The sequence below is a fragment of the Longimicrobium sp. genome (genome assembly GCF_036387355.1).
Classification (GTDB): Bacteria; Gemmatimonadota; Gemmatimonadetes; order Longimicrobiales; family Longimicrobiaceae; genus Longimicrobium.
This window is the reverse complement of sequence record NZ_DASVTX010000441.1, coordinates 1-23,679: the sequence shown is the minus strand read 5'-3', so window position 1 is coordinate 23,679 and position 23,679 is coordinate 1. Positions and strand designations below refer to the sequence as shown.

Sequence of the window (23,679 nt, the reverse complement as noted above, 5' to 3'; positions counted from 1 at the left end):
CCGGCCCCCGTGCCGCGCGAGCCGCTGCCCGGGGAGTCCGCGCCGGTGCCGGGGGCGCCGCCCGTGCCGCTGGAGCCGGTGGTGGTCGAGGGCCGCCCCGTGCGCGAGGTGCTGCGCGACCTGCGCGCCCGGCCCCCGGCGGAGGCCATCCCCGTCCTGCAGCGCATGCGCGACTCGCTGCGGGCGCGGGTGGATGGGCTGAACACGCGCATCCGCTCCATCACCCGGGCCATCACGGAGCGCCTGGAGCGGGCCACGCGCCAGACCGGGCGGGAGCGCGCCCGGACGACGCAGGAAGCCACGGACCGCATGCAGACCCGCACCACGCTGGAGCAGGAGCGCATGGTGCTGGAGCGCGAGTTGGCGGACACCACCCGCGAGCTGGAAGTGGCGGACCTGCGCGCCAACCCGGACCGCCGCGGCGCCCTGCCCTGCTTTGCCGCGGGCACCCCGGTGTGGACCCCGGACGGGCCGCGCCCGATCGAGTCGTTGCGGAAGGGCGACCTGGTGCTTTCCGCGGATCCGGAGAACGGCGCGGTGCGGCCCCGCCGTGTGACCGCCGCGCACCGCGCCCGGACGGCGCACTGGATCCACCTGCGCGCGGGCGGCATGGAGATCCGCGCCACGGGCCGCCACCGCTTCTGGCGCCCCGGCGCGGGGTGGACGGACGCCGCGGAGCTGCGCGCCGGAATGACGCTGCTGGGGGTGGACGGATCGCCGGTGGCGGTGGACGCGGCCGAGCGCCGCCCGGCGGACGAGGCCACGTACAACCTGAGCGTGGAGCACACGCCCACGTACTTCGTGGGGCCCGGCGTGCTGGTGCACAACCAGGGGAGCGCCAACCACGGCATGGGCCCGGTGACCATCTACGTGGGCACCAACCCGGCCTTTCCCGGCCAGGTGTACGTGGGCCAGACGGTGCAGACCCTGGGCGAGCGGCAGGCGCAGCACCGGCTGGAAGGGATCAACGGGCTGGCGGAGCCGGGCGGCGGCGGGGCGCAGCGCGACTTCTACGAGTTCAAGCGCAACATGACCATCGTGGAGGTGGTGCGCGGGGTGGCGGTGGAGTACGCGGACTACGTGGAGCAGCGCAACATCGACATCGAGGTGCAGATCCGCGGCGAGGCCAACGTGATGAACCGGCGCGAGCAGGCGCGCAACGTACGGATGCGGGAGATGGCGGAGGCCGCGGCGCGCGATCCCCGCGTGATCGAGGCCGGGCTCTGCCCCGGCTGATCCGGAAACGAAAGGGCGAAGCGATGGGATGGTGGAAGGCGGGACCGAACGTGCTGGGCGACCGCCCCGCCGACGCGCTGTGGACGGCGCTGGACGGCGTTGCCCGGGCGCGCGCCGCGGCGGGGGCGCCGCGCCCCTCGCTGGCGGAGGCGCTGGGCGCGCTGGGCGAGGCGCTGCGCGCCGCCCCGGCGGAGACGGTGTCCGGCGGCGGAGCGGAGGCCGGCCGGCTGCGCACCGTGGCGCCGGAGGGCGGCGCATCCGCCGCGGAAACGGCGCCGGGCGCGGACCTGCGCGACGCCCTGGCCGCCGCGCTCGCGGACGTGGCCCGCGCGTACGGGGATGCGGAGTCGCGCCCGCCCACGCGGGACGAAGTGCTGGCGCTGTTCGCCTTTCTGCTGCGCCCCGTGCCCCGCGCCTGGCTGGGCGAAGGCGCCGACCTTCCCGTCGCCGCGGTGGAGGCAGTGTGAGCACGACCGCGTCCGGTGACCGATCCCTTGTCCGGCGCCCCGCGCCCGCAGCCACGCCATGAGCGCATTTCCCGGATCGCCGCGGTTGATGAAGGGCGCCATCATCGGCGTCGACAAGTTCAACCCGCTCGCGAGCGTCGTCATCTTCCAGTACAACCCCGACACCCTCACCCGGAGGGTGCAGGGCAGCACGGGGCAGGTGGAATCGCCCACGGCGCCGCGGGTGGAGCCCATGCGCTTCAACGGCCCGCCGCGGGAAACCATTTCGCTGGCGATGGAGATCGACTTGGCGGACCAGCTGGAGCGGGGCGACGCCATGGCCTCGGCGCTGGGGCTGTACCCCACGCTGTCGTCGCTGGAGATGCTGCTGTATCCCAAGGCGGCGCACATGATCCTGAACTATTCGCTCTCCAACGCCGGCGTGCTGAGCGTGGTGCCGCACGACGCGCCGCTGACGCTTTTTGTCTGGGGGCTCAAGCGGGTGGTGCCGGTGCGCATCAGCAGCCTGAGCATCACGGAGCAGGCGTTCGACCCGGACCTGAACCCCATTCAGGCGAAGGTGGAGATGAGCATGAGCGTGCTGACGTACCAGGACCTGGGGCTGGCCTCGGCCGGGGGCGCGCTGTTCATGGCGCACCAGGTGGCCAAGGAGGTGATGGCCACCCTGGGCGGCGTAGGCGCCATCGCCGGCGGCGTCTCCGCGTCAGCCTCGTTTTCACTGCGCTGATGGACAGCCGTCCGCGAGCGTCTGCGGCACCGCGGGGCTCAACGCATCAGAAGCGCCGGGGACTGCGAGTGTCATTCTGAAGGAGGCGCCACGCGGCACTGTCCGGCTGCTCAGACCGGGGCGCCGACTGAAGAATCCCGCCATGGCGCATCCGGATGCACGACCGGTTCCGCGGCGTGCCCCGAGGCGGCGGCCGCGGCGGCGAGTCTGGAGCGAGCCACGCAACCAGCGGCCACGCGAAAGGATCGGTCCGGGATTCTTCGGTCGCGCAGGATTCGGAGTGGCGGAAGGCCCGGCATGCTGCTCCCTCAGAATGACGCCCCGGGGCCGAAGCGTTGGAAGTGGCAGGGTGATGGGGGCATTCCGACGGCGCTGCGCCGGGGCGTCCCGGCCGCTGGACAGGCGTTCACGACAGCGGGCGTGCCCCGGCCTCCGCGCGACGTTCCGGCTCACCGCGCGAGCCCACTCTCGTACTCTCGTACTCTCGTACTTTCGTACTTTTTTTCGCACTCACGCACCCAGCACTCACGCACTCACGCACTCGATGTTCGACTCCACATCCCGATACGCCTCCATCGAAACCCGGGTGCACCAGACCACCGGGCCGGGGGGAGAGCCGCGCGAGGTGCGCCACCTGCGCCGCCGCTTTCTGCCGGCGGAGGAAGGCGAGACGCTGCTGGAGCACTCCGTGACCGAAGGCGACCGGCTGGACAACGTGACCGCGCGCTACCTGGGCGACCCGCTGCAGTTCTGGCGCATCGCCGACGCCAACGCCGTGCTGCGCCCCGACGAGCTCACCGACGAGCCCGGCCGCCGCATTCGCGTGACCCTGCCCCGCCGCTGACGCCGTGCTCACGGGAGAACTGGGGATCCGGCTGATGCTGCTGGTGGGCGACACCGTGCCGCTCCCCGCCTCGTCCGAGCTCGTCTCGGCGCTGGAACAGGTGCAGGTGACCAGCGACGCGGCGGGCGGCGACGGCTTTCAGCTCACCTTCCGGCTGGCGCGCGGGCTGGTGGACTATCCGCTGGTGCTTTCCGGCGCCGTGGACCCGTTCAAGCGCGTGATCGTGGGGGTGATGATGGGCGCCGTTCCGCAGGTGCTCATCGACGGCATCATCACGCACCAGCAGCTCACCCCCGGCGACCGCCCGGGCGACAGCACGCTCACGGTGAGCGGCCGCGACGTGAGCGTGATGATGGACCTGGAAGAGGTGAACGAGGAGTACCCCAACCAGCCCGACTTCGTGATCGCGACAACCATCATCGGGCGGTACGCGCAGTACGGGCTAATCCCTAAGCCCACGCCCACCGCGGACGTCCCCATCCAGCTGCAGCGCGTGCCGCGGCAGGCGGAAACGGACCTGGCGTTCCTGAAGCGGATGGCGGAGCGCAACGGCTACGTGTTCTACGTGGAGCCGGTGACGTTCGGCGTCAACACGGCGTACTGGGGGCCGCAGACCCGGGTGGCGCCGCCGCAGCCGGCGCTCACCGTGGGGATGGGCTCGGCGGACAACCTGAACGGCATCCACTTCAGCCAGGACGGCATGGCGCCGGTGAGCGCGTCGGGCGCCTTTGTGGAGCCCCTCAGCCGCACGCCCATCCCCATCCCCCGGCTCCCCCCCATCAAGCTGCCGCCGCTGGCCGCCCGGCCGGTGATGCCGCGGCGGACGCGCATCGCCCGCAGCAGCGGGCAGGAAAGCCCCGCCCGCGCCGCGCTCTCCGTCCTCTCCGCATCCACCAACGCGCCGGACCCGGTGACGGCGGAGGGCGAGGTAAACGCGGCGCGCTACGGCCACGTGCTGCGCGCGCGGGGGATCGTGGGGGTGCGCGGGGTGGGACTGGCGTACGGGGGGATGTACTACGTGCGCCGGGTGACCCACACCCTGCGCCCCGCCGCCGGCAGCTACACGCAGAGCTTTTCCCTCAGCCGCGAGGGCACCGTGTCGCTCCTGCCCGCGGTGGTGCCGTGAGCGCGCCGTTCTGGGGCAAGTACCGCGGCATCGTGAGCGACGTGAACGACCCGCTCATGATGGGACGCATCCGCGCCAAAGTGCCCGACGTGCTGGGGGACATCGAGAGCGGCTGGGCCATGCCCTGCGCCCCCTTCGGCGGGGAGCAGACGGGCTTTTTCTCCCTCCCCAGGAAGGGCGCGGGGGTGTGGATCGAGTTTGAGCACGGCGACCCGGACTACCCCGTGTGGGCCGGCGTGTGGTGGGGGTCGATGGCGGAGATGCCGTCGGACATCCTGGCGCCGCCCTACAAGAAGGTGATGATCGTGACGGAGGGCGGGCACAAGGTGACGCTGGACGACTCGCCGGGGATCGCGCACCTGACGCTGGAGACCAAGGGCGGGCACAAGGTCAAGCTGGACGACACGCCGGGCGCGGGCGGCATCACGCTGCAGACCTCCACGGGGGCCAAGATCGCCATCACCGCGCAGGGGATCGAGATCGACAACGGGCAGGGCGCCTCGCTCAAGATGCAGGGCCCGCAGGTGCAGGTGAACAACGGCGCGCTGGAGGTGATCTGATGCCCGGATACCTGCTGCAGGCGGGCGCCCAGGTGATGTGCATGCACGGCGGCCAGGCGCAGGCCACGGCGCCGTTCCCCCGGGTGAAGGTAGGCGGGCAGCCGGTGACGCTGCAGGCCGCGCCGTGGACCGTGGCCGCCTGCCCCTTCATGGCGGGGCCCACTCCCATGCCGTGCGTGACGGCCCAGTGGGTAATGGGCGCCCTGCGCGTAAAGGCGGGAGGCCAGCCCGTGCTGCTGCAGGACAGCCAGGCGGTGTGCGTGCCCAACGGCACGGGCGTGAACGTGGTGATGGCGCAGCTTCGCGTGAAGGGGATGTGAGGAAGAAGAAAGTGCCCAGTGCCGAGTGCCGAGTACCCAGGAGCGGTGCGGCCGGCTGTCCACCGGGCACTGGGGACTGGGCACTTGATACTGGGCACTAACGCACGAACGCACCCAGCACTCACGCACTGCTTTTCCGACATGAACCTCGACTACCCGCTCCGCGTGGACGGCCGCGGCCGCACCGCGGGCACCAGCGACGACGAGCACGTGCGCGACCTGGTGGAGCAGGTGCTCTTTACCGCGCCCGGCGAACGCGTCAACCGGCCGACTTTCGGCAGCGGGCTGCTGGACCTGGTGTTTGCCCCCGGCGGCGACGCGCTGGCCGCCGCCGCCGAGTTCACCGTGCAGGGCGCGCTGCAGCAGTGGCTGGGCGAACTGATTCAGGTGGAGGCGGTGCAGGTGGGCATGCAGGACGCGGAGCTGCGCGTGACGGTGCAGTACGTGATCCGGCGCTCGCAGCAGCGCACGGTGGAATCGTTTCTCCGGCAGGTGTCGCGGTGAGCGCCGGCGCGTTTCGCTGCGGCGACGACCGCCGCCGCTCGCTGGCCCGCAACGCCGGGCTCAACGGCATCGACTTCGTGGAGGTGGGCGACGACGGCGTCCCCGGCGGCGAGCAGCGGCTGCTGACCGTGGTCCTGCTTTCCCCGCCGCGCGAGCCGCTGCGCGCGGAAAACGTATCCATCCGCGGTGGCGACCGGGTGCGCGGCATCGAGGTCACCTCGGCCACGGGCGGGGCGGACTCCGCGCAGCTGGTGGTGCGGGTGGACCAGCGGGGCGACTTCAGCACCTACACGCTGCGGCTGCACGCGCGCGACGGCGGGCCGCTCGCGTGGATGGACCCGCGGCTCTCCGAGGTGGAGTTCAGCTTCAAGGCGCTCTGCCCCACCAACGCCGACTGCGTGACGCCCGACGGCGGCGCGCCCCCCGCCGGGCCGGAGCCGGAGATCGACTACCTGGCCCGCGACTACGGCAGCTTTCGCCAGCTCATGCTGGACCGCATGTCGCTCGTCTTTCCCGACTGGCGCGAGCGCAACCCCGCGGACCTGGGCGTGGCGCTGGTGGAGCTGCTGGCGTACGTGGGCGACCGGCTGAGCTACCAGCAGGACGCCGTGGCCACCGAGGCGTACCTGGGCACCGCGCGCCGCCGCGTCTCCGTGCGGCGCCACGCCCGGCTGCTGGACTACGCGATGCACGACGGCTGCAACGCCCGCGCATGGGTGCAGGTGGCGCTGCGCCCCGGCGCGCCGGAGGAGGGCGTGCGCCTGTCGCGCGGAACGCCGCTGCTCACCCGCCTGGCCGAGGTGGGGGTGGAGGTGCGCCCCGACACCCCGGACCACGACCAGGCCATGGCGCGCGGCCCCGAGGTCTTTGAGACGCTGCACGAGATCCAGCTGCACGCCGCGCACAACACCCTCCCCTTCTACACCTGGGGCGCCCGCGACTGCCGCCTCCCGGAAGGCGCCACCGCCGCCACCCTGCGCGGCGCCTTTCCGCAACTGCGCGCCGGCGACGTCCTCGTGTTTCAGGAGGTGCGCGGGCCGCGCACGGGGGAGCCGGGCGACGCCGACCCCGCCCGCCGCCATCCCGTCCGCCTGACAGAGGTGGGGGTGGCGGAGGCGGACCCCGGCGTCTGGCTTCTGCGCGTCAAGGCGGGAGGGCTGCGCATCACCGGCCGCGAGGGCGCGCCGCTCCGCGAGCTGCGCCCCGGCGACGTGCTGGAGATCCTGGGCCCGCACGAGGGCACGGCCGCGGGGGGCGGGCGCCGGTGGAGCGTGCGCGCGGCGGACGGGCTGGCGGGGTCGCTGGAGGCGGCGGAGAGCGCGGTGGAGCGCTTTCACCCCCTGGTGACCGCCATCACCTGGCACGACGGCGACGCGCTCCCCTGGGAGCTGTGCGTCTCCGCCACCACGGACGCGGAGCACGGAAGCCGCCACGTTCCCGACGTGTCCGTTGCCCTGGGCAACGTGGTGCTGGCGGACCACGGGCGCACCGTGGGGCTGCGGGCGGAGGACCGGCGCGCGCGGGGCGAGGCGCTGCCCACCGACGAGGAGGCGGAGGCCGCCGGCATCCGCCTGCTGGACGAGCCGGAGTGGCTCGGCGCCCCCGGGCAGGCGGACCGCCGGCTGGCCCCCGTGGACGGCGGCTGCTCGTGCGATGAGGAGCCGGCGCCCCCGCCCCGCTTTCGCCCGCGGCTGCAGGCGGGGCCGGTGACGCAGGCCGCGCGCATCGGGCGGCCGGCGGGCGCGCTGGACGCGGACGAGCGCCCCTTCTTTGACCCCCGGGGCTCCGCCGCGTCGGCGCTGCGCTGGGAGATGCGCCGCGTGCTCCCCGTCATCACCCTGCACGACGCGGCCGGCGAGCGGTGGGTGCCGCAGCGCGACCTGCTGGGGAGCGGGCCGTTCAGCCGCGAGTTCGTGGTGGAGACGGAAAACGACGGGCGCGCCTGGCTGCGCTTCGGCGACGACCGCCACGGCCAGCGCCCCTCCCCCGGCGTGCCGCTGCGCGCCGTGTACCGGGTGGGGAACGGCACGGCGGGCAACGTGGGCGCCGACGCCCTCGCCCACGTGGTCACGCACGACCCCGCGGTGCTGGGGCGCATCGCCTGGGTGCGCAACCCGCTGGCCGCCACGGGGGGGACGGAGCCGGAAACGATGGAGCACGTGCGCCAGACGGCGCCCGCCTCGTTCCGCGACCGCCGCCGCGCCGTGACGGCCGAAGACTACGCCCGCGCCGCGGAGGAGCATCCGGAAGTGCAGCGCGCGCAGGCCACGCTGCGGTGGACGGGGAGCTGGCGGACGGTCTTTCTCACGGTGGACCGCGTGGGCGGGCGCGACGTGGACGCGGGGTTCGAGGCGGCCATGCGGGCGCACCTGGAGCCGTATCGCATGGCGGGGCACGACCTGGAGATCGACGCGCCGCGCTCCGTGCCGGTGGAGCTGGACATTCAGGTGTGCGTGGACGGCGCCCACTTCCGGGGCGACGTGGAGCGCGACATCCGCGCGGTCATGGGGCGGCGCCTGCTCCCGGACGGCCGCCGCGGCCTCTTTCATCCCGACAATTTCACCTTTGGCCAGAGCGTGTTCCTGAGCCCGCTCTACGCCGCCGTGCAGGCCATTCCCGGCGTGCGCTGGGCCCGCGTGCTCCGCTTTCGCCGGCAGGACGCGCCGGAAACGGAGGCCATGGACACGGGCGAGCTCCCGCTGGACCGGCTGGAGGTGGCCCGCATGGACGACGATCCCAATCACCCGGAGCGCGGCTCGCTGCGACTGCGCATGGAGGGCGGCCGATGAGCGGCCACGACGAGGGGTGCGGGTGCTGCGGCGGGGTGGGCCCGAAGACCCCGCTGCGCATCCACAACCGCCCGGGGCTCCCCGCCCTGCACTACCGCGTGGGGACGCACTCCACCTTTCGCGCCAGCATGCAGGCGGGGCTCAGCAGCGCCAGCCGCCCCGCGCTGGCCGCGCTCACCGCGCGCGAAAACGACTTTGCCGCGGCGCTGGTGGACGCGTGGGCCACGGTGGGCGACGTGGTCACCTTCTACCAGGAGCGCATCGCCAACGAAAGCTACCTGCGGACGGCCACGGAGCGGCTTTCCGTCATCGAGCTGGCGCGCGCCGTGGGCTACGAGATGGCGCCCGGGGTGGCTGCCAGCACGCACCTGGCCTTTACGCTGGAAGACGTCCCCGGCGCGCCGGAGGAGGTGGTCATCGGCACCGGCACGCGGGTGCAGAGCGTACCGGGCCCCGGCGAGCGCCCGCAGACCTTTGAAACGGTGGAGACCGTCGCCGCGCGGCCGGAGTGGAACGAGCTGCGCCCGCGCATGCGCCGCCCCGCGACGCTGGCCCCCGGCTCGACGTCCGTGGTGCTGGCCAGCGTGGCCACGCGCCTGGTGCCCGGCGACGTGCTTCTGTTCGTGGAGGCCGCGCGGGAGGCGGATCCGGAAAGCGATGCATGGGAGGTGCGGCAGGTGGCGTCGGTGGATGCCGACGCGGAGGCCGGGCGCACCGTCGTGGGTTGGGCGGGCGCCCTGGAACGGGTGGGCGCCGCCGCGCGGATCTTCGTCTTTCGCCAGCGCGCGGCGCTGTTCGGGGCGGGCGCGCCGGACTGGCGGATGATGCCCGCGGAGCTGCAGGCGCGCTTTCTGGGCTCCGGCCTGACCGTGGAAGAGGCGCGGGCGCTCACGACGGCGAACGAATGGCCGCACTTCCATCCCCGCCTCTCCCCCGGCAACGGGGTGGAGCTGGACGCGCTCTACCCCGCGCTGCTGACGCCCTCGTGGGTGTTCATGCAGGGCGGCGGGGTGCAGGCGCTGTATCGCGCCGCCGGGGCCCCCGCCGTGGGGCGCGCGGACTTCGGGCTGAGCGCGCGCGTCACCCGGCTCCTGCTGGACCACGGCGCGCACCTGGACGGCGGCGGGCCGGGCCTCATCACCCCCATCCGCCCCGCGGACGCCCCCGTCTCCCTCGCCCCCGTCTCCGGCGGCACGACGGCGCCGTCGCTGGGCAAGACGGAGGCGCCGCGGAACGACGGGGAGGGCGACACGCTCTTTCCCCTGCGCGAAACGGTCGTGCTGATGGGGACGGAGGAGCTGGCCCTGGCCGAGGAGCAGATCGGCGACCCGGTGGAGGGGGACGAGGTGCAGCTGGCCGCCCCGCTGTCCCGGCTGGACCGCACCCGCCGCGTCCTGGTGACCGGCCGCCGCATCGTCACCCCGCAGATGGTGGGGATGGACGGCGTGGTGCGCTGCCAGGAGCGGCGCGGCGCCGTGGAGGTGTGGGAGGGCGAGCGCCCCTTCGGCCCCGCCGAGGGGCTGACGGGCGAGTTCATGAAGGACGGCCAGCCCATCTTCGGCGCCGCGCGGGGGCCGTCCGTAGCCGCCGCGGACACGGCCGGCGCCCCCGCGGCGGTGACGGAAGAGGCGGGGGAAATCGCCACCGTCTACGACTTCCGCACGGGCGCCGACGCGGATCACCCGACCATCGTCTTCGAGCAGCCGCTGCGCAACCGCTACGAGCGCGGCTCCGTGCGCATCCGCGCCAACGTGCTCCTGGCCACGCACGGCGAGGAGGTGCGCGAGCGGCTGGGCGGCGGCGACGCGGGGACGGAGTACCAGCGCTTTCTGCTCAAGCAGTCCCCCGTGACCTACGTCCCCCGCCCCACCGCCGCGGGGGCGGAAACGACGCTGGAGGTGCGGGTGAACGGGCTGCTGTGGCGCGAGGTGCCCACGCTGCACGGCCAGGGCCCGCGCGACCGCGTGTACGTCACCCGCCGCCGCGAGGCGGGCGAAACGGTGGTGCAGTTCGGTGACGGGCGCTCCGGCGCGCGCCTCCCCACCGGGCGGGAAAACGTGGACGCCGTGTATCGAAAAGGGATCGGGCGCGACGGCAACGTGCGCGGCGGGCAGCTTTCGCAGCTGCTCACCCGCCCGCTGGGGGTGCGCGCCGTCATCAACCCGCTTCCCGCCACGGGGGGCGTGGACCCGGAAACCATGGACGCCGCGCGGGGAAGCGCGCCGCGGACGGTGGTGACGCTGGACCGCGTGGTGTCGCTGGCCGACTACCGCGAGTTCGCCCGCAACTACGGCGGCGTGGGGCGCGCGCACGCCGTGTGGAGCTGGCACGGCGGCCGGCGCGGCGTGGTGCTCACCATCGCCGGGGCGTCGGGCGAGGTGCCTCCCGCGGACGGCGCCGTGGCCACCGGCCTGGCCGCCGCCCTGGCCGCCGCCCTGGCCGCCGCGGGCGATCCGCACGTCCCCGTGCGCGTGCTGCCCTACACGCCCATCCCCTTTCACCTCACCGCCGTGGTGCGCCGCGACGGCGAGCGGCTGGACGACGACGTGCGCGCCGCGGTGGAGGCAGCGCTGCGCGAGCGCTTCCGCTTTCAGGCACGCGAGTTCGGGCAGTCCGTGCACCTGAGCGAGGTGGTGGCCGCCATTCAGGGCGTCCCCGGCGTGCGCGCGGTGGACCTGAACACCCTGCACGCCGCGGACGCGCGCCTGCCCCTGCTGAACCACGAGATCGCCGCCTACACTCCGCCCGAGGGGGGCCCGGCCGAGGCCGCCTGCCCCGCCGAACTCCTGACGCTGGTGCTTCGCCCCGGCGACCTGACGGTGACCGCATGACGTACGACGCCGACCGCCTGCTCGGCCTTCTTCCCGCCGTCTACCGCATCCGCGACGCCGCGGAGGGCGGCCCCCTTCGCGCGCTGCTGGAGGTGATCGCCGATCAGAACGCGGTGCTGGAGGAAAGTCTGGAGCAGCTGTACGACGACCTGTTCGTGGAAACCGCCGCGCCCTGGGTGCTCCCCTACCTGGGCGACCTGCTGGGGGTGGAAAACGTGCCCGGCGACCCGCTGGACGCCCGCGCCGAGGTGGCCAACACCCTGGCGTGGCGCCGCGGCAAGGGGACGGCGCACGTGCTGGAGCGCATTGCGCGCGACGTGAGCGGCGTTCCGGCGCGCGCCGTGGAGTTCTTTGAGCTGGTCGCCACCACGCAGCACGTGAACCACCCCCGCCCCCGCAACCGCGCCTGGGTGGACGTGCGCGACGCGCTGCGCCTGGAGTCGCTGGGCGGCCCGTTCGAGCGGCTGGACGGGGCGCCGGACCTGGCCCACACGGCGGACGTGCGCCGCCCCGGCCGCCGGGGGCGCTACAACCTGCACCAGGTGGGCGTCTTTCTGTGGCGCATGGGCGCCTACCAGCTCACCCGCTCCCCCGCCTCCCCCGCGGGGACGGGCGGTCCGCACCACGGGGGGCCGCTCCCCCCGCGCCCGCAGCGCTTCCACTTCCACCCGCTGGGGATCGACACGCCGCTGGTGCGCCTTCCGGCGACGGAGGAAGAGCCGGAGCAGCTGGCCGGGCCCGCCAACGTTCCCGGCCGCATCACCCGCCGCGCCATGCACGCGCGCCCCGGCGAGTTCTACGGCCCCGACGCCAGCCTGCGCATCGAGCTGCTGACGGACGACGGGCCGCGGCTGGTGCCGCTGGAGCAGATCGACGTCTGCGACCTCACCGGCTGGGACCTCCCCGCCTGGGGGCGCGTGGCCCTGGACCCCGCTCTCGGCCGCATCGCCTTTGGGCGGGGGCCGGAGCGGCCGCCGCTGGTGAGCTTCTACTACGGCGCCGCGGCCGAGGTGGGGGGCGGTGAATACGCCCGCCCCTCTCCCTCCGGCGACGTGGGCGCGCTGGTGCGCGTCACCGGCGGCGGCGCGCTGGACCAGGCGCTGGCCGATGCGGGCGAGGACGGCGTGGTGGAGATCGGCGACAGCGGCCGGTACCAGGCGCCGGAGGAGCTGGGCGCGTACGGCCGCCGCATCACCGTGCGCGCCGTGGACGGCGCCCGCCCCACGCTGTGGATCGACGGGCGGATGACGGTGCGCGGCGGGCCGGACAGCGCGGTGACGCTGGACGGCGTGCTGCTGGCCGGCGGGCAGGTGGTGGTGGAGGCCGAGGGCGCCGGCGCCGACGGGCTGGGGCGGTTCCGGCTGCGGCACTGCACCCTGGTCCCCGGCCACACGCTCACGCCCGACGGCACGCCGGAGCACCCCGGCGTGCCCAGCCTGGTGGTGTCGTCGGCGGGCACGGAGGTCACGGCGGAGCACTGCATCCTGGGCCCCGTGCGCGCGCATCCCGGCGCCGGCGTGCAGATGCGGGCCTGCATCGTAGACGCGGGCGGCGACGAATCCATCGCCTACGACGGGCCGGACCCCGGCGCCTGGGGGGCGCCCCTCACGCTGCGCGAGTGCACCGTCGTGGGGTGGGTGCGGGCGGAGGCGCTCCCCCTGGTCAGCAACTCCCTGCTGCTGGCGCGGATGAACGGCGAGCCGCCGGCGGGATGGCCGGGCCCGGTGGCGTCGCGCCGCACGCAGGAGGGGTGCGTTCGATTCAGCTACGTGCCCCCGGGCTCGCGCACCCCGCGCCGCTTTCAGTGCGTCCCCGCCCGCGACGGGGACGACGTGACCGTGCGCCCCTCGCCGGTGAGCACCCGCTACGCCGACGCCGCGTACATGGTGCTCCCCCCCGGCACCCCCTCCGCCATCCGGCGCGGCGCGGACGACGAATCGGAGATGGGGGTGCACCACGACCTACACCTTCCCCGCCGCGAGGCGCACCTGCGCCAGCGGCTGGGAGAATACATGCGCTTCGGGCTGGACGCGGGCGTGTCGTGGATCCTGTGATCCGCCGCGCGCCGTTCATCCCCTGATCCACCCCAGCCGGCCACACCTCCGGAGGAACCATGAAGGGCGACTTCAGCCGCCTAACCTTTGACCCCGCCCGCCACTTCAGCGGGGTCCGCATGCAGCAGGGCCGCGTTCAGCTGGACGCGGACTGGAACGAGCAGGCCGACATCGCCCGGCACCGGGTGGAGACGGAAACGCTGCACACCCTGGGCGGCTGCGGCGCCCCCCTGCACGACGCCGGCTTTGCCCTGGGCGCGGGGACGGGGGGCGACTTCCGCATCTCCGCCGGCGCGTACTACGTGCACGGCGTGCTGGCCCGGTGCGAGGTCGCGCGCACCTTCCGCGGGCAGCCGGACCGCCCGCCCCTTCCCGCACTGCAGGCCGGGGACCACCTGGTGTACCTGGACGTGTGGGACCGGCACCTGACCGCGCTGGAGGTGCCCGCGATCCGCGAAACGGCGCTGGGCGGGCCCGACACCGCCACCCGCACCCGCACCGTCTGGCAGGTGCGCACCGCGCCGCTGGACGGCACGGGCGGCTCCGGCTGCCGGTCCGCGGCGGTGGACGAGGCGTTCGCGCAGGCCACGCGCGCCGGCACGGGGCGGCTGCGCGCCCGGGCCCAGGCGGAGGAGCGCGCCTCCGACCCCTGCGTGATCCCCGCGGGCGCCGGCTACCGCGGGCTGGAAAACCAGCTGTACCGCGTGGAGATCCACGACGCGGGCGCCGGCCTGGCCGCGCCCGCGGAGGCCGAGGGCGTCGCGGTGATGGGCGCCCAGCCGCTCAAGGGCACGGTGCAGGTCGCGGGCGGGGACTGGACGCGGGGCGACGCGGTGGAGCTGTGGAACCCGGCGGAGTCCGGACCCACCGGCACCGTGACCGCGCACGTGGCCCGGGTGGACGGGCAGACGCTGCACCTCACCACGGCCTTTCCCACCCTGGCGGGCGCCTCGGGGCTGCGGCTGCGCCGGGCGGGGGCCACGTACAAGTGGTCGCGCGACAACGGCATCGTGGTGGCCGGCGTGCGCAAGGTGGATGGCGTGGACGTGTCGCTGGACGCGCCCGGGCTGGACGACGTGCTGGACTTTCACCCCGGCGACTGGGTGGAGCTCACGGACGCGGAGCGGGAGCTGGAGGGCACGCCCGGGGTGATGGCGCAGGTCAAGGCGGTGAACCCCGCCTCGCGCACTCTCACGCTGCTGAACGAGCCGGACTTCCAGGCGCGCTCCGGCCTGGCGCCGCGGGTGCGCCGGTGGGACGGGTTCGCTGCCGTGCGCATGGGCGGCCCCTCGCCCTTCGCCTGGATGGTGGTGGAACAGGGGATCCAGCTGGCGTGGGACGACGGATCGCTGCACACCGGCGACTTCTGGCACATCCCCGCCCGCACCGCCACGGGCGACCAGCAGTCCGGGACGGTGGAGTGGCCGCGCGAGGGCGGCGTGCCCGCTGCCCGCCCGCCCATGGGCCCCGTGCACCGCTACGCGCGGCTGGGCATCGTGCGGGTGGAGGCGGACGGAACCGTCGCGCCGGTGACGGACTGCCGCTGCCTCTTCACCCCGCTCACGGAGGTGAACGCGCTGTCGTACGTGAGCGGCACGGGGCAGGAGGCGCTCGCCGACCTCACCCGCCAGGAGCAGTACGTGCGCCTTCCCCTGCCGCTGGTGGTGGGGATGGCCAACGGCCAGTGCCGCGCGGGAACGCGGGTGCGCTTCCGCGTCACCGGGGGCGCGGGATTATTGGCGCGGGACGGCGAGGGGACGGACGCCAGCGACGTCACAGACGTGCAGATGGATGCGCAGGGCCGCGCCACGGTGTGGTGGTGGCTGCGGTGGTCGCGCGCCGATCAGGTGCTGGACCAGACGGTGGAGGCGGTGCTGCTGGAAGAGGATGGGGAGGTGCAGCTCCCCATCGGCTTCACGGCCAGCCTGAGCGTGGCCTCGCGCGTGGCGTACGACCCCGGTGCCTGCGGGGCGATGGCGGGCCGGGTGACCGTGCAGCAGGCGCTGGACCACATCGCCGCCCTGCCGCGCCTGTTCCCCGTCTCGGGCGACGGGCAGGAGTGGATGCCGGACGAGATCGACGCGCGGATGGAAACGCTCCGCGTGCGCGTGGCCAGCACCTGCGGGCCGCTCGCCGGGCGCGAAGTGCGCTTCCAGGTCGAGGCCGGCACCGGCACGCTGGCGGGCGGGGCGGCCGCGGCGACCGCGCCCACGGACGCGGACGGCATCGCGGAGATCATGTGGCGCCCGGACGGCCAGACGCCGCGCCAGGAGGTGAGCGCCACCCTGGTGGCGAACGGGGAAGAGGTGCTGGAGCACCCCTTCGGGACGCGCTTCACCTTCACCCTGAGCACCGCGTCGCAGGTGTCGTACGACCCCGGCGCGTGCGGCGCGCTGCAGGGGCGGGAGACGGTGCAGGCCGCGCTGGACCACCTGGCCGCCCTGCCGCGCCTGTTTCCGGTTTCGGGGGACGCGCAGGAGTGGATGCCGGCGCAGATCGCGGCGCGCATGCAGCCGCTGCGCGTCCGCGTGGCCAGCACCTGCGGACCGCTGGCCGGGCGCGAGGTGCGCTTCAAAGTGCTGGCGGGCGGCGGCACGCTGAACGGCGCCGCCTCCGCGGCGAGCGTGGCGACGGACGCGGACGGGGTCGCGGAGGTCATGTGGCTTCCCGACGGGGCCACGCCGCGCCAGGAGGTGCACGCCGCGCTGCTGGCGGACGGCGCCGAGGTGCTGGGGCAGCCGCACGAAACGCACTTCTCCTTCACGCTGAGCACGGCGGCGCAGGTGGCGTACGAACCGGGCGCGTGCGGGGGGATGGCGGGCCAGGCGACCGTGCAGGACGCGGTGGACCACCTCGCCGCGGCCGCGCGGCTGTCTCTGGTTTCGGGCGATGCGCAGGAGTGGATGCCGGCGGAGATCCCGGCACGCATGCAGCCCCTGCGCGTGCGCGTGGCCAGCGCGTGCGGGCCGCTGGCCGGGCGCGAGGTGCGCTTCAAGGTAGAGTCGGGCGGGGGCGCGCTCCGGGGCGCGACGGAGGCCAGCGCCACCACGGACGCGGATGGCCTCGCGGAGATGGTGTGGCTCCCCGACGACGTGACGCCGCACCAGGAGGTGAGCGCCACGTTGATGGGAGAGAAGCTTCCGGGGCTCCAGGCCGCGCGCTTCAGCTTCACCCTGAGCACCGCGTCGCAGGTGGCGTACGACCCCGGCGACTGCGGCGCGCTGCAGGGGCGAAAGACCGTGCAGGGGGCGGTGGACGGGCTCGCCTCGCTGGCCAGCCTGAGCGTGGTGTCCGGCGACGGGCAGGTCATCATGCCCTCCCAGCCGGCGGATACGCAGCCGCTGGTGGTGCGCGCAGCGAGCGCGTGCGGGCCGCTGGCCGGGCGCACCGTCGTGTTCCAGGTGCTGGCGGGCGGCGGCACGCTGGAGGGCGCCGCGACGGCGGAAGCCGAGACCGACGCGGACGGCATTGCGTCGATCACCTGGCTGCCGGACGCGACCTCGCGCCGCCAGGAAGTGACCGCCACGCTCCAGGCCGCCCGCGGCGAGCGGCGGGCGCACCCGTACGAGGTGCGCTTCGGGCTCACGCTCGCCACGGCGGACCAGGTGGAGTACGACCCCGAGGGCTGCGGCGCGCTGGACGGCGTGCAGACGGTGCAGGAGGCCGTGTCGCGCATCGCCGGGCTGGTGCGCCTTAGCAAGCTGTCGGGCGACGCGCAGCCCTCCGGCCCGGGGATCGCCCCGGAGCCGCTGCGGGTGCTGGTGTCCAGCGACTGCGGGCCCGTGGCCAAGCGCGAAAAGGCCGTCCGCTTCGTGCGCGCCAGCGGCTCGGGCACGCTGAACGGGGCGGACGTCTCCGAGATCCTGGTGGACACCGACGAGGACGGCGTTGCCTCGTTGACGTGGGCGCCGGACTTCGTCACGCCGTACCAGGAGGTGCAGGCGGAGCTGGCGGAAGACCTGCGCGCGGGCGTTCCGCACCGGCAGCGCTTCAGCGCCACCGTGGCCGGCGAGGGCACCGGGGGCGGCACGTACACCCTCACCCTCTCCGCGGACGACCCGGGGTGGCGCGAGCGGCTGGACGCGTACGTCAATGCGTCCATCCACGTCGACATCTTCTTTCGGGCAGGGCGCTTTGAACTGGACCGCCCGCTGTACTTCGAAGAAAAGGGCAACGTGTCCCTCACCGGCGTGGGACCCCAGTCTGAAGTGGTGTGCCCCGGCGAGGAAAACGCGATCACGTTCGCGATGTGCGCCACGGCGCGCGTGTCGTCGCTGTACGTGGAGGGCGGCCGCGGCGAAACCGACATGACGGGCCTGAACGGCGTGCTTACCTTCAAGTCCTGCAGGGAGGTGGAAGTCGCCGGATGCGTTCTGCGCTGCGCCGCGCGCCGCCGCCGCCGCGCCAGCTGCATCACCGTCGTGGGCGCCCCCCCGTTCATGGGCTCACCCACCACCACCGTCCGCATCCGCGACTGCCAGGCGTGGATCGGGTTCCGGCAGATCGGCTTTCTGCTTCGCGACGTCGGCGTCGCCCTGGTTCAGAACAACGTTCTGCGCGTGGACGCGTACCCCGGCGAGATTCCCGTCTACGAGGAACTCAACCGGCTGCGGGCGATGGTGCCGGACGATCTGGACCGGATGATCAAGAGCCTGAATCCGCCCGAGTACGACCCCAGCGGCGAATGGTTTTCGCCGTCCACCTTTCCGCCCGGCATTATTCAGGCGCCCGCGCGGCGCGTGCCGGCCGGCGCAGTGGCGCGCACCAGCCGGGTGCTTTCCGTGGATGCGCTTGCGGAGCGCTTGTCCGGGGGGCTCACCTGGGTGCGCCGTACGCTCTCCGGCCGCGCCGTCTCCCCGGCCGGGGAGACGGCGGCCGCGGAGCCGGCCGGGCTTCCCGCGGATGCGCCCCGCCCCGAACTTCCCCCCGTGGTGGAGACGTTCGAGCCGGGCGAGGAGTACCCGGCAGCGTTCGTGTTCTGGTACCAGTGGCTGCGCAACGTGGCGGACCAGGGCATTGTGGTGGCGGGCAGCTTTGCCCACGACGTGCGGGTGACCGGGAACGTGGTGGACGGCGCGTTGCGGGGCATTCACGTGGCCGTGAGCGGGAACGACACCCCGGAGCGCGAGATGGCCGGCTCCGTGCTCGTGGCCGAGAACGAGGTGGCCCTGCGCATGACCTATCACGTGGGACGCGCCCGCCACGGGATCTTTGTGGGGAACGCACGCTACGTGCGGGTGCACCACAACCGTGTGTTCGTGTACCGCGCGTTCCGCGACATTGAACGGCAGCAGAACGTGGACGGAATCAAGCTGTTCGGCTGGTACGGCCCGCAGGTGCTGGTGCGTGACAACGTGACGATGGGGACCGACAACGGCGTGCTGGCCGGCGGGTTGAACCCCGCGCCCCAGTACCGCGCACCCCGGCAGTGGGTCGTCTCGGGAACCATGGCCCGCGGCCGCTCGGCGGTCACTGTGGTGCGCGGTGACTGGGTGATGCAGGACAACCAGACGTGGTTTGAGGACCCTTGACGCACCCTCTCCTCCGGACTAGAATTACGGTGCCGGACGGAGAATGGTATCAGCCGGATACTCGCAAGGGACCGGCTCGGGTTCGAGACCCCCCTTCGGTACATCTGAAAGCGGCCTGGTGCCCCCCGTGGGCGCCAGGCCGCCTTCGTTTTTTCACGGCGCTCTCGCCCGGAGGGCGCCGGCGTCGCGGGGAACAGCAGAACGGCGAGCAGCGTGCAAACGGATCAGATCGCGGCGGCATCGTAAGCACCGCGTGCCCGCAACGCGGCTGAACGACGGCCCGCCGGGTCGTGAATCGAGACACCAGGCGACACGCCCCGGATCATACGCATCCTGATCCCTTGGAGCGTATGATCCGTTCCCCCCGTTTTACACCGCGGCCGGCGCCGCGAGCGAAAGCCGGGCGGCCACGCGCTCCGCGATCTCCCGCAGCGCCACCGCGGACGGCGACTCCGGCTGGCCGACGACCACGGGCACGCCCTCGTCGCCGCCCTCGCGCACGATCATCTCCAGCGGCACCTCGCCCAGGAACTCCACCCCGGTCTGCCCCGCCAGCCGCTGCCCGCCCGCGCGCCCAAAGATCTCGTAGCGCTGGCCGCAGCACGGGCAGATGAAGCCCGCCATGTTCTCCACGATCCCCAGCAGCGGCGTGTTGGTGCGCTCGAACATCTTGATGCCGCGCAGCACGTCGCCCGTGCTCACGTCCTGCGGCGTGGTCACCATCACCACCCCGTCCAGGCGAATGGTCTGCACCAGCGAAAGCTGCGCGTCGCCCGTGCCCGGCGGCATGTCGACCACGAGCACGTCCAGTTCGCCCCACTCCACCTCGCTCAGGAACTGCTTCAGGATCCCCGCGATCATCGGCCCGCGCATGATGGCCGGCTGCTCGTCTTCCAGCAGAAAGCCCAGGCTCATCAGCCGCACGCCGTAGGCATCCAGCGGCTCCATCTTTTCCTTTCCCTTCTCCCCCACCACCCGCGGCTTGCGCGTCTCGCCGAACATGATGGGCACGTTGGGGCCGTAGATGTCGGCGTCCAGCAGCCCCACGCGCTGCCCGGACCGGGCCAGCGAGGCCGCCAGGTTCACCGCCACCGTGCTCTTGCCCACCCCGCCCTTGCCGGAGCTCACCGCCACGATGCGCGACACCCCCGGCAGCAGGTTGGCGTTGGGCGTGGGCGCGGGCACGTTGCCGGCCCGCAGCGGCCCCTTCTTCTGCGGCGCGCCGGCCGCGGGAAGGCTGATGTCGATCTTGACCTTCTGCACCCCGTCCACCTTTTCGGCCGCGGCGCGCGCCTGCCGCACCAGGGTGCCGGGATCGTCCGCCTGCAGGGCAAAGCGAAAGCGGACGGTGCCGTCTTCCAGCACGTCCAGCTCGCGGACGCGCCCCGACGACACCACGTCTTCGCCGGAGGTGGGATGCTGAATGGCCGACAGGGCCGCCATCACGCGGCGGAGCACCTGGTCGCGCTCGGAGGGTTGCATATCTGAACTGTGTCGCTCGAGGTCCGGATTCGTGAGTGCCCCGCCCGCCGCGCTCCCTCCATTCACCGGGGCGCGGCCCGCGATGCGGCCACAAGGATACAACAACGCGGCGGGCCGGGCGAGGAGCCCGGCCCGCCGCGCCGCCCACGCACCCCGTCTACTGCACGCTGGCGTAGCTGGTGGAAAGCTGCGGCGTGATGGTGAAGTACACCGTTTCGCCGCCCCGCACCAGCAGCGGCCCGGTGCTCGCCCGCCCCCGCCCGCCGATGGGCACCGCGATCAGGTTCAGCTGCCCCGTGGGGAACAGCGACCCGCTCACGGCCAGCGTCGCGGTGGAGTTCCCCGTCACCATCCCCACCCGCGTGCGGCGCCCCACCTCGGTGGCGTAGATGTTCATGTCGGCAAAGTTCTGGTTGGCCAGCACCAGCCGCACCGGCCCGCGCCGCGGCGCGGGATCGTCTCCCTCCTCCGAGTTGTGGCCGCACCCGCCCGCGCCCAGCAGTACCGCGAAAAGAAGAACAAAGGATCTACGGTTCATGGCGCCTCGTGGGCTGGGGTGGTGAGGGGGAACGCGGGTTCCCCGGGTGCGTCAGAGGGGGAGCGCGGCGCCGGCCAGCGTGCCCGCCGCCATCGCCTCGCGCAAATCATCCGCCAGACGCTCGCTCGCGGCCGCCACCGTGCGCCAGGCGCGGATGCGCTCGTCGTCCTTCACCGTATAGAAGTCGTTGCGGTCGGGGATCTTGCCGCCCGGCAGCGTGGCCACGAACTCCGGTGACGGGGCCAGCACCACGGCGCGGCGAAAGTGGATGCCCCGGGCGCGGCGCCAGGGCAGGCCCTTGTCGAACCATCCCGGCACCAGGTGCGGAAAGAAGTGCGGGTACAGCACCAGCCCCTCCCCGGCCCCGAAGTGAAAGTGCGGATGGTAGTCGATCACCCCGCCGTCGCGGTGCATCCCCCGCGCGCCTGGGATGCGCACGCCCGCCAGGACCAGCGGAATGGAGGCGGACGCCAGCAGCGCCGGGCGCAGGTTGTCGCGCGTGAGCGGCAGGTGCAGGGTGGGAAAGTCCGCCAGCTCGCGAAAGGGGCTGGTGTCGCCCGCGGTGTGAAAGATGACGCGCCGCATGTGCAGCGCCAGCGTGCGGCGCGACAGCGCGTTGCCCGCCGCGGCCGCGGCCAGCGCGACGCTCTGCACCCACGCGCGCTCGCTGGCGGCCGCGCCCCGGCACTCGGAGGTGATCACGTGCAGCCGCGCCCACGGGTGCGCCAGGATCTCCTCCCCGCCCCGCGGCCCCAGCAGGTCGTCCAGAATGCGGGCGCTGGTGCGGCTCACCTCGGCGGGCGTGGGCTTCGCTTCGTAGCGCTGCTCGATGTACGCCTCGTGGCCGCGGGCCAGGGCGGCCAGGGGATCGTGCTGCGCCAGGCACGCCATGCGCCAGCTTCCGATGGACGAGCCGATCAGGTGCAGCGGCCGGTCCCGCGGCGCGCGCAGGAAGTCGCCGAACAGAAAGCGGTCCAGCCCCGCCAGCACCAGCCACTTGGGCCCGCCGGACGCGCCGGGGAGCACGTCCACGTCCCGGGCCCGCAGCCCCCGCTCGCGCAGAATGCGCAGGGCGTCCGGACCCGCCAGCACGCGCAGCGCCTTTGCCGTGCGCGCCATTACATCAGCAGCGTTTCCACACGGTGCGCGTGCACCATGTCTTCGCACGGCGACCAGGCGAACACGGTAAAGCGCCCGTCCTGCGACGCCACCAGCGCCAGCGCGTCGCGCTGGTCGTGGACGAACTGCGCCGCGGACAGGTGGCGCGTGCCGCCCAGCCGCGACGGGTCCACCACTTCCGGCGCGTTGCCCAGCACCGGCGCGGTCACCGTCACCCGCTCCACCCGCTCGCTCCCCCGCTTGCGCACCAGCTTTACGCCGAACGCCAGCACCTCGTGGCGCTCGTTCACCACCGTGGCGCCATCCACCGCCGTCAACCCCGCCACGGCGTCCACGGAGCGGCGCAGCGCCTCGCGCCACGCGGGGCGGGCGCGCTCGGCCTCGTCCGCGCGGAGCAGTTCGGCCAAGTCGGCAAAGGGAGTGACGCGGTAGGGGATGGGCTGCAGCGCCGAGTCGCGCCACGCGTCGCGGCCGGCGGGCACCACCAGCAGCGAGCCGCCGCGGCCGTGCGCGCGCATGCTCACGGCCAGTTGGATGAGGACGTCCGTGGGCCCCGCGGCGGGGAGCGGCACGCCGAAGCCCAGTAGCGTGGACAGCAGCTGGGGGCAATCCGGAAGGCTTACGGCGGTCTCGTCCACCACCTCGATGCGGTCCCCGCGCAGCACGGCGATGGTGCCGAACTTGTCCAGCTCGTCGCCGCGCCGGTACTTGAGGACGAGGACGCCGGGCTCTACGACCTCGAGAACGAAGGTGAGGTTGGGCACGCTGCGGGTGGTGCCCCACACGCGCAATTTGGCGCCGTCCGGCCACACGCCCAGGTGAATTCCCGCGCGCTCCACGGCCGGCGCAAGGCGCGCCAGCGGCTCGGGGGAAAGGGGGAGCGGCTTGTGGAACACCATGGAGTGGCCCGCCCCGTCGGGGGGCAGAAAGGCGAGGGAGATCTTGGGATCGTGGCCCTCTTCCTTGCGCAGGCTGGCCCAGAAGGCCGCGTCGATCAGGGCCTCGATCTGGCCCAGCACGGGCTGGGGCGCCAGTTCGTCCAGCCCGCGCCGCCGCAGCGCCTCCAGGTGTTCCAGCAGTTGCTCCGCCACGATGGGCGCGACGACGCGCGCGGCGGGATAGGTGGGTCCCTTGGTCTTCATCTCGATGGGTGCCAGACCGTCCGCCCTCCGGCGCCTGCCAGGCTCAGCGGATCCTGCCCTGCTCTACTGCAATCCGGCAACCAACGTAACACGCGCTCCGCGGATGCACAGCGCCTCCGGTGCACGGGGGCGCGGGCGTCTGATGAACCGCGTCCCTCCCGCACCGGAACCCCCCTGGGCGCTCGCCGCCCCTCGCGGCGCCCGGGCGGAAAGCATGCCCCGCAACCCCGCTCGCCCTCCACCTCGGCGCCTGGGCGGAGCGCATGCTCGGCAACCCCGCTCGCCGTCCACCTCGGCGCCCCGGTGGAGCGCATGTTCGGCAACCCCGCTCGCCCTCCACCTCGGCGCCTGGGGGGAGCGCATGCTCGGCAACCCCGCTCGCCTCCACCTCGGCGCCTGGGGGGAGCGC

General features: G+C 73.7%; 16 protein-coding genes. 12 read left to right on the top strand and 4 right to left on the bottom strand.

The features are described 5' to 3' along the window. The 12 genes from VF665_RS19260 to VF665_RS19205 form a co-directional block, all read left to right on the top strand. The coding region (locus VF665_RS19260; RefSeq protein WP_331055086.1) for a polymorphic toxin-type HINT domain-containing protein at nt 1-1,236 on the top strand (1,236 nt) is incomplete at its 5' end. A gap of 23 nt (nt 1,237-1,259) precedes the next feature. Further along, nucleotides 1,260-1,703: a hypothetical protein gene (locus tag VF665_RS19255; RefSeq protein ID WP_331055085.1), complete on the top strand. Its 444-nt coding sequence runs from the start codon at nt 1,260-1,262 to the stop codon at nt 1,701-1,703. A gap of 58 nt (nt 1,704-1,761) precedes the next feature. Beyond that, nucleotides 1,762-2,430 (top strand): hypothetical protein, encoded by a 669-nt coding sequence (locus VF665_RS19250; protein WP_331055084.1) that lies wholly within the window; start codon nt 1,762-1,764, stop codon nt 2,428-2,430. Between the two features lie 544 nt (nt 2,431-2,974). Next, nucleotides 2,975-3,274, top strand: a complete 300-nt coding sequence (locus tag VF665_RS19245; RefSeq protein WP_331055083.1) for a hypothetical protein — start codon at nt 2,975-2,977, stop codon at nt 3,272-3,274. 4 nt (nt 3,275-3,278) lie between these two features. Beyond that, nucleotides 3,279-4,400, top strand: coding sequence for a hypothetical protein (locus VF665_RS19240; RefSeq protein ID WP_331055082.1), 1,122 nt, complete (start codon nt 3,279-3,281; stop codon nt 4,398-4,400). Next, nucleotides 4,397-4,960, top strand: coding sequence for a phage baseplate assembly protein V (locus tag VF665_RS19235; protein WP_331055081.1), 564 nt, complete (start codon nt 4,397-4,399; stop codon nt 4,958-4,960). The genes VF665_RS19240 and VF665_RS19235 overlap by 4 nt, the downstream gene beginning before the upstream one ends. Further along, nucleotides 4,960-5,280: a hypothetical protein gene (locus VF665_RS19230; protein ID WP_331055080.1), complete on the top strand. Its 321-nt coding sequence runs from the start codon at nt 4,960-4,962 to the stop codon at nt 5,278-5,280. Before VF665_RS19235 ends, VF665_RS19230 begins: the two co-directional genes overlap by 1 nt. 141 nt (nt 5,281-5,421) lie before the next feature. Then, nucleotides 5,422-5,784 (top strand): GPW/gp25 family protein, encoded by a 363-nt coding sequence (locus VF665_RS19225; protein ID WP_331055079.1) that lies wholly within the window; start codon nt 5,422-5,424, stop codon nt 5,782-5,784. Further along, nucleotides 5,781-8,573, top strand: coding sequence for a putative baseplate assembly protein (locus tag VF665_RS19220; protein WP_331055078.1), 2,793 nt, complete (start codon nt 5,781-5,783; stop codon nt 8,571-8,573). The genes VF665_RS19225 and VF665_RS19220 overlap by 4 nt, the downstream gene beginning before the upstream one ends. After that, complete coding sequence (locus VF665_RS19215; RefSeq protein ID WP_331055077.1) at nt 8,570-11,404, top strand: putative baseplate assembly protein; 2,835 nt, start codon at nt 8,570-8,572, stop codon at nt 11,402-11,404. The genes VF665_RS19220 and VF665_RS19215 overlap by 4 nt, the downstream gene beginning before the upstream one ends. Further along, nucleotides 11,401-13,458, top strand: coding sequence for a hypothetical protein (locus VF665_RS19210; RefSeq protein WP_331055076.1), 2,058 nt, complete (start codon nt 11,401-11,403; stop codon nt 13,456-13,458). Before VF665_RS19215 ends, VF665_RS19210 begins: the two co-directional genes overlap by 4 nt. Before the next feature lie 59 nt (nt 13,459-13,517). After that, nucleotides 13,518-18,989 (top strand): DUF6519 domain-containing protein, encoded by a 5,472-nt coding sequence (locus tag VF665_RS19205; protein WP_331055075.1) that lies wholly within the window; start codon nt 13,518-13,520, stop codon nt 18,987-18,989. Between the two features lie 369 nt (nt 18,990-19,358). On the opposite strand, the gene VF665_RS19200 is transcribed toward VF665_RS19205, so the two are convergent. From VF665_RS19200 to VF665_RS19185, 4 genes are all read right to left on the bottom strand, one after another. After that, on the bottom strand, nt 19,359-20,471 hold the full coding sequence (locus VF665_RS19200) for an Mrp/NBP35 family ATP-binding protein (RefSeq protein ID WP_331055074.1): 1,113 nt from the start codon (nt 20,469-20,471) through the stop codon (nt 19,359-19,361). 157 nt (nt 20,472-20,628) lie between these two features. Further along, a complete protein-coding gene (locus VF665_RS19195) occupies nt 20,629-21,009 on the bottom strand; it encodes a hypothetical protein (RefSeq protein WP_331055073.1) in 381 nt (126 codons plus the stop codon). A gap of 51 nt (nt 21,010-21,060) precedes the next feature. Next, nucleotides 21,061-22,128: a hypothetical protein gene (locus tag VF665_RS19190; RefSeq protein WP_331055072.1), complete on the bottom strand. Its 1,068-nt coding sequence runs from the start codon at nt 22,126-22,128 to the stop codon at nt 21,061-21,063. Continuing rightward, nucleotides 22,128-23,270 carry a putative sensor domain DACNV-containing protein gene (locus tag VF665_RS19185; protein WP_331055071.1) on the bottom strand — a complete coding sequence of 381 codons (1,143 nt, stop codon included), beginning with the start codon at nt 23,268-23,270 and terminating at the stop codon, nt 22,128-22,130. Before VF665_RS19185 ends, VF665_RS19190 begins: the two co-directional genes overlap by 1 nt. Between the last annotated feature and the right edge of the window lie 409 nt (nt 23,271-23,679).